5 protein-coding genes are annotated in these 10554 nt (G+C 44.2%); all 5 read left to right on the forward strand.

Features of this window, described 5'->3' with window-relative positions:
- The first annotated feature begins 327 nt into the window (after window positions 1–327).
- The 5 genes from ACRC32_RS16335 (at window position 328) to ACRC32_RS16355 (ending at window position 10270) form a co-directional block, all read left to right on the forward strand.
- Window positions 328–7878 (forward strand): PAS domain S-box protein, encoded by a 7551-nt coding sequence (locus tag ACRC32_RS16335; RefSeq protein ID WP_438554960.1) that lies wholly within the window; start codon window positions 328–330, stop codon window positions 7876–7878.
- Between the two features lie 9 nt (window positions 7879–7887).
- Window positions 7888–8520 (forward strand): response regulator, encoded by a 633-nt coding sequence (locus ACRC32_RS16340; RefSeq protein ID WP_438554961.1) that lies wholly within the window; start codon window positions 7888–7890, stop codon window positions 8518–8520.
- Between the two features lie 257 nt (window positions 8521–8777).
- On the forward strand, window positions 8778–9335 hold the full coding sequence (locus tag ACRC32_RS16345) for a DsbA family protein (RefSeq protein ID WP_438554962.1): 558 nt from the start codon (window positions 8778–8780) through the stop codon (window positions 9333–9335).
- A 64-nt stretch (window positions 9336–9399) separates the two neighbouring features.
- A complete protein-coding gene (locus ACRC32_RS16350) occupies window positions 9400–9750 on the forward strand; it encodes a helix-turn-helix domain-containing protein (protein ID WP_438554963.1) in 351 nt (116 codons plus the stop codon).
- A 97-nt stretch (window positions 9751–9847) separates the two neighbouring features.
- Window positions 9848–10270: a RidA family protein gene (locus ACRC32_RS16355; protein ID WP_438554964.1), complete on the forward strand. Its 423-nt coding sequence runs from the start codon at window positions 9848–9850 to the stop codon at window positions 10268–10270.
- The last annotated feature ends 284 nt before the right edge of the window (window positions 10271–10554 follow it).

The following is a 10554-nucleotide window of genomic DNA, read 5'->3' on the forward strand; positions in this document are numbered from 1 at the left end:
ATGGAACCTTTCGCTTGGATCTCAATGAACGATTACAACTCGATGCTGCTTAAAGAGATTTAAAGACATGAAATTTAATCGGGGCAAGCTTTTGGGGCGTTAGATGGCGGCTGGTATCAGCTTCGCTACTTTTACGCCAGTTATGATTGGTGGACGAAGGCAGTCACCTATATTATGAGCGATCGATCGAATTCGATCTTAGATCGCGATCTCCCGTAGGGAGTGCTTCGCAATCGCAAATTTATTAAGTTGTTTAATCTCTTGCGGTTTGGCAAACGATATATCTTGTAATAATAGAGTTGATGACACTCATTGGGACAGAGTTTAATGATTACCCTACCTGGAGTTGCCATTCACAGCAAAATCTATGAAAGTTCGGCTTCTCTTGTGTATCGAGGTATTAGAGAGCAGGGGAATTGTGCAGTTGTCGCTAAAGTTCTCAAACAAGATTATCCGAATGGTGGGGAATTAACTCGCTACAGGCAGGAATATGAAATTACTCGTTCCCTCAACATCGAAGGCGTAGTTAAGGCATACAGCCAGCAGGACTATCAGCGCACGCTCGTCATTCTTTTAGAAGACTTTGGCGGAGAGTCTTTAGAACGCCTACAGCAGCAGCAATCGGACTTCTATCCCATGCCCTTATCGAATTTTCTTTCTCTAGCGATCGCCATTGCTGATATTCTAGGCAGAATTCATGCTGCTAATATCATTCATAAAGATATCAATCCTAGCAACATCGTCCTTAATCCAAAGACTGGCGTTGTCAAAATGATTGATTTTGGGATTGCCACCCGCTTCAGCCACACCAATCCAGCGTTCAAAAGTCTCCATCTTCTGGAAGGAACCCTTGCTTATCTGTCGCCGGAGCAAACCGGACGCATGAACCGGATGCTCGACTACCGCAGCGATTTTTACTCGCTAGGTGCAACATTTTACGAACTTTTGACCGGACAGTTGCCGTTTCCCACCAGCGACATCCTAGAACTAGTTCATTGCCATATTGCCAAACAGCCCGTTCCCCCGCACGAACTGAATTCAAAGATTCCCAAACCCGTTTCCGACATAATTTTGAAACTGATGGCGAAAAATGCCTCAGATCGCTATGGGAGTGCTTGGGGGATCAAAGCGGATTTAGAACGCTGCTCTGGGCAATTAACAGAAATTGGTCAAATTAACTCCTTCCAATTAGGTCTGCAAGATGTTTCCGAGCAGTTTCAAATTCCCCAAAAACTGTATGGGCGAGAAGGAGAGATTGAAGCATTATTAGCGGCGTTTGACAGAGTAGCCGCAAGGGGAAATGAAGCAAATTCTCAACAATTCAACGTCGAAATGATGCTGGTTTCCGGTTATGCAGGAATTGGCAAATCAGCATTGGTGCAGGAACTCTACAAACCCATCACGGCAAAGCACGGCTATTTTGTCTGGGGTAAGTTTGACCAATTTGGGCGCAATATTCCCTACAGCGCGCTCGCTCATGCCCTGCAAAAATTGGTGCAGCAACTACTGGGCGAACCTGACGAGCAGTTGCAACAGTGGAGATCTTGCCTACTTGCGGCATTAGGAAGCAACGGACAAATCATCATTGATGCGATCCCAGAATTAGAATTGATTGTGGGCAAGCAGCCGCCCGTAACAGAAGTTGGAGCAACTGAGGCACAGAATCGCTTCAATCTAACATTTCAAAAGTTTGTGCGGGTGTTTTGTTCAAAGAAGCATCCCCTGGTCATCTTCTTAGACGATCTACAGTGGATCGACTCAGCCACGCTAAAGTTAATCGAGCTATTATTACTCGACGAGCAAACCCAATATCTATTTTTGATTGGAGCCTATCGAGATAATGAAGTAACTTCAACGCATCTATTGATATTGACGCTAGAGAAATTGCGAAAACAAGGGGCAGTGCTTCAAGAGATTACTTTAGCACCCTTAACGTTGGAATCGTTGAATCAATTGATTGCCAAGACGCTAGATCGTAAGCCTGATACCGTTCGTTCCCTAGCCCAATTAGTGTTATGTAAAACCGAGGGCAATCCTTTCTTTGTCGGTGAATTTTTGCGGATGCTGAAGAGCGAAAATCTGTTGACTTTTGATGTCGATCGCTTAAGCTGGCAGTGGAATATTACTCAAATTCAAGCCCGAAATATAACTGATAATGTGGTGGAATTGCTGCTGCTCAAGCTGAAGAAACTACCAGAAGCAACACGGCAAATTCTCCGCTTAGCTGCTTGTATTGGAGCTGACTTTAATTTAGAAACGTTAGCGATCGTTTGTGAAAAAACGCCTCAAGCAATTTTCCAGAATTTACTAGCTGCAATACATGCTGGATTAATTCAACCTTTATCTGAATTGGACGAAGATTTATTAGTTCAAAAATATAAGTTTTTGCACGATCGCGTACAGCAAGCTGCTTATGCCTTAATTGACGAGTCGCACAAACAAGTCGTTCATCTCCAAATCGGTCGCAATTTACTCGAAAAAACTTCACTCCAGCAGCGATCGAAACGACTGTTTGAAATTGTCGATCATCTCAATCATGGGATCGAGTTGGTCTGCGATCGCGTAAAACGAACTGAAATTGCTAAATTAAATTTAATCGCAGGTCAGAAAGCCAAAGCAGCAACGGCTTATGAAGCAGCTCTTAAGTATTTCAATACAGGGATTAAACTCCTAAATACAGACAGTTGGCAGAGTGAATATGACCTCACCTTAGCGCTGTACTCCCAAGCAGCAGGAGCAGCGTATCTTCATGTCTGCTTTGATGAAATGGAACAATTCGTAGAAGTGGTACTCGATCGCGCTAAGTCAATGCTTGATAAAGTGCAGGTTTACGATAGCAGAATTCAAAAATATTTGTCACAGGGCAACCCGAAATCAGCACTTAAGATTGGACTGGAAGCATTAAATTTCCTGGAAATAAACTTAATAGAAACTCCAAGTGAGTTAGACGTTCAAAAAGGATTGGAGTCAACGGCTGCACTAATAGCTGGACGAGAAATCGAAGACTTGATTAATTTACCAAAGATGACCGCACCAAAACCGCTAGCAGCAATTTATATCCTGGCGAATATCGTGGGTGCTGCATTTATGGGGTCACCAGCACTGATGATACTGATTGTATGCAAAATGGTAAATTTATCGATCGACTACGGTAATGCTGCCTGGTCCCCACTGAGTTATGCTACCTACGGACTTGTTCTATGTGGAGTTGTTCAAGACATTGAACTCGGTTATAAATTTGGCAAATTGGCTCTCAATTTGGCAGAACGATTGAATACCAAAAAAGAGAATGCTAGAGCATTAATGGTATTTGGTGCCCACGTCATGCACTGGAAGGTACATCTTAGGAAAACAATACCAATTCTGGTTGATGCTTATCAAAACGCAGTAGAAATCGGAGACTTTGGATCTGCTAGTTATGTTGCATGTAATGCATGTTGTCACTCGTTTTTTGTCGGTGAGTCACTCACCCAACTGGAGCAAAAAACGGCAACCTACACCAAAGCAGTCAGACAACTCAGACGGGAAAACCCTTATCATTGGATTGCCATGTTGTGGCAGACAATCCTTAATCTGTTAGGTAGGTCTGACAATCTCAGCCGTTTAATTGGTGGTGTATATGATGAAGAACAAGCACTATTGCACGCTATTGTAGTTAGAGACGGAACTAGAATTCACTATTTCTATTTATACAAATTTATACTGTGTTATCTATTTGGAGAATATCAGCAAGCTGCACAAGCTGCTGTGTCAGCAAGGCAGTATTTAGAAGAGGCAACAGCAATGATAACTGTGCCTATATTCCATTTTTACGATTCTCTGGTGCTTTTGAGCTTATTGGTTGAGGCTTCAAGCTCCCAAAAAGAAGCGATGCTAAGTTGTGTTAGCACCAACCAAGAAAAGATGCAAAAATGGGCAGAACATGCCCCAATGAATTATCTACATAAATATCATCTGGTCGAGGCAGAGAAAGCGCGAGTCTTAGGGCAATTTCTTGAGGCTGAGGAGTTTTACGAACGCGCTATATCGGGTGCTTCTGAAAATGAGTTTATCCAAGAAGAAGCATTAGCTTATGAATTGACGGCTAAACATTATTTAGCACGAGGTCGGAAAAAAATTGCCCAAACCTACATGAAAGAGGCGCACTATTGCTACGATCGCTGGGGTGCAAAAGCTAAAGTTAAAGATTTGGAAAATCGCTATCCGCAATTTTTTTCTCAGTTGTCTAAAGTAACGCTCACGTCAGTATCTACCACTTCTGAAACTAGCTCTAATCGCTCGGATATTGCTTTAGATTTAGCGGCGATAATGAAAGCTTCACAAGCGATTGCTCGTGAAATTGAACTAGAGCATTTGCTACGTTCCTTAATGCAAATCTTAATTCAGAATGCTGGCGCACAAACCGGATATTTAATTCTAGAAAACTCAGGAGAGTGGGTAGTTGAAGCGACTGGTCAACTAAATGATGGTGATGGTGAGAATGCCTATATTACGCAAGTGCTGCAATCCGTTCCAATTATAGATCGCTTGCCTGAATCAATTATTAATTATGTAATTCGTAGCCATGAAACTGTCATTTTAAACAATGCGATTGGTGAAGGAGCTTTTATCAATGAGTCATACATTCAACGCAACCAAACCAAATCTATTTTCTGTTTGCCACTACTCAATCAAGCTAAGCTAGTAGGTGTATTGTATTTAGAAAATCAATTAGCGGCTGGAACATTTACATCCGAGCGATCGCAAGTTCTGAATCTGTTATCTACCCAGGCGGCGATCGCTATTGAAAATGCCAAGCTCTACTCAAAACTACGTGAAAGCGAGAGTAGAATGAAACAATTTCTAGAAGCGGTTCCGGTGGGCATTGGAGTATTGAATGCGGCAGGTCGCCCCTACTACTTTAATCAGCAGGCTACTCAGCTATTGGGTAAGGGTATCGATCCTTCCCTAACACCGGATCGACTTGCAGAAGTTTATCAAACTTATCTGGCGGGAACGGAGCGAAAATATCCAACTGAGAAACTGCCGATTGTGCGGGCGTTGAGTGGTGAACGTACTAGAGTTGATGATGTAGAAATCCACCAAAACAACACCACAATTCCAGTTGAAGCATGGGGAACGCCAGTTTATGACGAACGGGGCAATGTAGCTTATGCGCTTGTCGCATTTCAAGACATTACCGAGCGCAAACAAGCCGAGAAATTACTAGCCGATTACAACCGAACTTTAGAACAACAGGTTGCCCAACGAACCGCAGCGTTACGGAGAAGTGAAGCAGATTATCGAAACCTGATACAAACTGCGAATTCAATCATCGTTCGCTGTGATATGCAAGGACGGATTCAATACTTGAATGACTGCGGGCTGGAATTTTTTGGCTATGAGGCACACGAGATTTTAGGGCGTACCTTACTCGAAACGATCGTTCCAGAAATCGATAGCTGTGGGCGCAATCTCAAACCATTTGTCCAAAACCTGTTTCACGACCCTGAATCTTATCTGCAATCTTATCTGCAAGTCGAGAATGAAAACCTGTGTCGAGACGGCAGACGGGTTTGGGTTGCCTGGTCAAATCAGGCAATTTTGGATGAACAGGGACAGGTGTTGGAAATTCTATCCGTTGGCAATGACATCACAGGACGCAAACAAGCCGAGGCAGCTCTACAGCGCAGTGAAACCAAGTTTCGCAATATCTTTGAAAATTCACAGGTAGGGATCTTCCGCACGCGCCTCTCGGATGGATTAATTATCGATGCCAATCAACGCTTTGCGGATCTATTTGGCTATGCTTCACCCGATGAGATGATTGGGAAGAAACAGACTACAGACTGTTATGTAAATTCCAGCGATCGCCAACAAGCGATTGAATTACTAAAGCGCGATAGTGGACTGCAAAACTTTGAAGTGCAGTTGCGAAAACGAGATGGTACATTGTTTTGGGGACTTTACTCCTCTCGTTTGAATGCAGCCGATGGATGCATGGAAGGGGTGATTGCGGATATTAGCGATCGCGTATCGGCAGAAGCCGCATTGCGCGAGCGAGAACAAGAGTTGCGACTGATTACCGACGCTCTGCCTGTCTATATCAGCTATGTGGATGCAGATCGACGCTATCGGTTTGTGAATCATGCTTATGAGGTCTGGTTCAAGCGGAGTCGAGATGAGATTATAGGCAAATCTGTTCGTGAGATCCAGAGTGAGGAGGCTTATCAGATTACTGAGCCGTACATCAAGCGATTACTGGGAGGGCAGAGAATCTCTTTCGAGGCAGAAATTCCAAAAGGGAGCAACTATTATATCAGTGCGACCCACATTCCCCATTTTAGTGACGATGGTCAAGTTAAAGGATACTATGGTCTGATCGCAGACATTAGCGATCGCAAACGTGCAGAAGAGGTGTTGCGCCAGTCCGAGGCTCGGTTTCGGGAACAGGCAATCCTTTCCGCTTTTCGCGCCGATGTGAACAGTGCCCTTGCTCGAAGCGATCGTTTGCCCTTGATGCTGCATCGCTGTGCGGAAGCCGTTGTTAAGCACTTTAATGCGGCATTTGCTCGTATTTGGACGCTAAATAAAGACAAAAATATTTTGGAGTTACAAGCCAGTGCGGGGATGTATACTCGTCTTGACGGCACTTACAGTCGAGTTTCCGTAGGTAGCCACAAAATTGGACGAATTGCTCATGAACGCCGTCCTCTGTTGACTAACAATGTGTTTGATGAGTCATCCATCGATCGAGAATGGGCAGAACGAGAAGGCATGGTGGCATTTGCGGGCTATCCCATACTGCTAGACGAGCAGCTTGTTGGAGTTATAGCGATGTTTACTCGAAAGCCGATTCCGATGTCCAACTTTGAGGCGTTGAAGTTTGCGGCTCGCGAGATAGCATTGGGAATTAAACGCAAGCAAGCAGAAGACGCTCTACAAGCCTCAGAAACAGAGCTACAGATTTTAATTGAAGCAATTCCCGACCCGATGTGTGTACTGACTGCCCAAGGGCGAATAATCAAAACAGTAGATCCCGATCGGTTAGATAAACCAATCGAGGCTAAGATTGGTAAAACACTGCATCAAATCTTTGCCAAAGAACAAGCTGATGAATTCTTAGATTACATTCAGCAGGTGCTTAGAACCCAACAAATGCTCACAGTCGAGTACAGTATGTTTCTGAATGGACGAAAAACTTGGTTTTCGGCTCGCATTGCACCAATTCGGCACGATCGGGCGATCTGGCTGGCGCGAGATATTACGGCTCGCAAACGTGCCGAAGAAGCCTCAATTTTAGAGGAACGCAACCGCATGGCACGCGAAATTCACGATACACTAGCCCAAGCATTTACAGGCATTCTGATCCAGGTCGGTGCGGCAACTCAAGTGCTAGATGATGCAGAAGCTACTCAAGCGCATTTAGACACGATTGAGGAATTAGCCCGCACCGGACTAACTGAGGCGCGTCGCTCGGTAACAGCACTTCGTCCCCAATTATTAGAAGATGGCGATTTATCAAGTGCGCTTCATCGCCTGGTAGCCCAAATGAGAGCCGCTACCAATACTGCTCTGATTTACAAAATTCAAGGTACAGCCTATCCTTTACCCGCCGAGGTGGAAAATAACTTACTTCGGATCGGACAAGAAGCACTGACCAATGCAATTAAATACGCTGGCGCCAGCGAAATTAGAATTAAATTAGTGTATGACGATGCACGGTGCAGCTTGCGCGTACAAGACAATGGACGGGGTTTTGGAGTTGGAGGTCTTCAACCCATTGGCGGATTTGGATTGTTGGGCATGAGCGAACGGGCAGAGCGCATTGGAGCGCAATTGTCAATTACAAGTCAACCTGGGCAGGGAACAGAAATTGTTGTTATTGTCAACCCTTGAACGAGAATCATGAGCGACCAATCGACTACAATTCGGGTTTTGATCGCTGACGATCATTCTATTGTCAGACAAGGATTGGCAACCATTATTAACCGAGATCCAGAAATGACGGCGATCGCTCAAGCAGAAGATGGGCAGCAGGCGATCGATCGCTTTCGGGAATACCAGCCAGATGTCACGCTGATGGATTTACGAATGCCGCAAGTCGGAGGAGTTGAAGCTATTACGGCAATTTGTACTGAATTTAAATCTGCTCGAATTATCGTGCTAACAACTTATGATGGTGATGAAGATATCTATAGCGGTTTGCACGCAGGCGCTCAAGGCTATCTGCTCAAGGATGCTAAACCCAACGAGCTTCTAAATGCGATTCGCACAGTTCATCGCGGTCAGCAGTATATTCCGCCAGAAGTGGGGGCAAAACTGGTGCAGCGCCTGAGCAATCCAGAACTGAGCGATCGAGAGCTAGAGGTACTTGGTTTGATGGCTCAGGGGATGAGCAATCAGGAAATTGCAGCAACCTTAACTATTGGGGAAAGCACGGTCAAATCTCACGTTAATCGTATTTTAAGTAAATTAGGCGTGAGCGATCGCACTCAAGCTGTCATTGTGGCGGTAAAACGTGGAATTGTTAATTTGTAGGCATAACTTTAGTAGTTTGGATTCCAACTAAAGTTGGAGTCAACCTTCCTTCAATTGATGGACTGATTCATCAATCGCTTTACTGAGTAAAAGTTGCAACTCTTAGTGGACGACAAGTAAGAGTCAATTTTATATATTGGATTGTGTAAGCACTAAATTTACTTTACATAGATCGTAGAAAGAGGATTGTATGGCGTAGGCGTAGCCCACCGCAGGCATCGCTTGCGATCGCCATCTCTTCCCTTAGAGGTATTCTAATGAGCCAAGACCGAGATCGCAGTTTGTTATTCGTTCCAACTTCAATACAGGATCGCATACAAGGTGAGCTGAGTGCCACCGTGGTGCTGGTGATGTATGGGGACTATCAATGTTCCAAGAGTGCGGACGTTTACAGGCTGATTAAAGTCATTGGGCGACAGCTTAGTATTTCATTTGGAGAGGACTATTTATGCTTCATTTTCCGTCATTTTCCACAGACACAGATTCATTCTCATGCTCAACGTGCGGCACAAGCAGCACAAGCGGCAGCCGCTCAAGGTCAGTTTTGGCAGATGCATGACATTTTGTTAGTCCATCAGCAAGAGTTGGGAAACGGCTATCTTGTGGAGTATGCCAACGATCTAGGACTTGACATCTCCCAATTTCTACGAGATCTGTCCAAACAAGTGCATGTCGCTTGCATCAATGAAGATATCGAAAGTGGATTACACAGTGGGGTAACGGCTGCACCAGCCTTGTTTATCAATGGAATTCAGTATACCGATCGCTGGAATATTACGCAATTAATGGCAGCCATTGTCGCTGCAAGTAGTTAGTTTTCCAACGATTCATGCGGTTTGACCCCATGCTCGAAGACTTATAATTACCAATTTATTAATCATGACAATAATTACATTTAATAACAGAAGCTTAACTTCCACTCAATTACAACAAGTACTTGAGTATATCAACACTCACCTCGATCGCGATTTATCACTGGTGCAAATTGCCGGGGAGATCGATTTCAGCCCTACTTACTTTGCCAGTCTGTTCAAACGTACTACAGGGATGTCACCTCATCGGTATGTGATTGGACAGCGGGTAGAACGAGCAAAACTGATGCTTGCAAAAACCGATTTAGCGATCGCTAACATTGCACTGCAAGTAGGTTTCTCTAGTCAAAGCCACCTTACTCAACAGTTTAAACGTCTCACTGGCATGACACCAAAGCAGATTCGTTTCATCATATGAATCTGATAAAGCGCCGTAAGAATTTGAAAGAAATTAAGTATTGGAACTTATTACACTTCAGATAAGTAGTTAAACTTATACCGAGGGATTAGACACAATGAGAAAGCAACTTATCAATCCGCCACAGATTTATGATGGAAGTCAGTTCGGAATGTCCCAAGCGGTTATTGACACCGCATCGTCTACCGTTTACATTTCTGGACAAGTTGACTGGCACACAAATCATCAAGTTTCATCACATACCGTCGAAGGGCAATTAAAGACGGCACTGGCTAACTTAACCACCGTCTTAGAGGCATCGGGAAGCTCGGTAGAGTCTCTGCTTAGTCTTCGCCTCTACATTCGTGGTGAAGTTGGGGACTTCATGGAGGATATCGCACCGATTCTCGCGCAATATCTGGGAGAGTCGCGTCCATCTCTTACTATAATCGGCGTTTTCTCACTTGGCTATCCAGAAATATTGGTTGAAATTGAGGCAACAGCAGCATTTACGCGATCGACTGATTGCCGAAATGCGTAGCCATAAGTTGAACTTTATTTCGTGGCACAGTATGAATATAAGGTTTAAGATGGCACAATCTATTCTTCATATGTTGAAAGTATTAGTACCGAGAAGTACCTTAAATCTTTTTCATCTTTGGCGATTACCCTTCGAGTACCCTAAAGGACTAGGGCGTGTTTTCAAACTTGTTATATTTTAAGATATTGGCGATCGCGAGAACTAAAATTACTGATGAGTCGAAGAGATCTAACCACCTTTGAGTGGGAACAACTAAAACCACTGCTACCTCCACTTAAACCCAG

Origin of the sequence: Chroococcidiopsis sp., assembly GCF_051657925.1 — a bacterium.
Classification (GTDB): Bacteria; Cyanobacteriota; Cyanobacteriia; order Cyanobacteriales; family Chroococcidiopsidaceae; genus Chroococcidiopsis.

Bases quoted from the DNA above. Each gene is read 5' to 3' on its own strand.
- ACRC32_RS16345 (WP_438554962.1), top strand. From the start codon at position 8,778: ATGAGCCAAGACCGAGATCGCAGTTTGTTATTCGTTCCAACTTCAATA.
- ACRC32_RS16350 (WP_438554963.1), top strand. From the start codon at position 9,400: ATGACAATAATTACATTTAATAACAGAAGCTTAACTTCCACTCAATTA.
- ACRC32_RS16335 (WP_438554960.1), top strand. From the start codon at position 328: ATGATTACCCTACCTGGAGTTGCCATTCACAGCAAAATCTATGAAAGT.
- ACRC32_RS16355 (WP_438554964.1), top strand. From the start codon at position 9,848: ATGAGAAAGCAACTTATCAATCCGCCACAGATTTATGATGGAAGTCAG.
- ACRC32_RS16340 (WP_438554961.1), top strand. From the start codon at position 7,888: ATGAGCGACCAATCGACTACAATTCGGGTTTTGATCGCTGACGATCAT.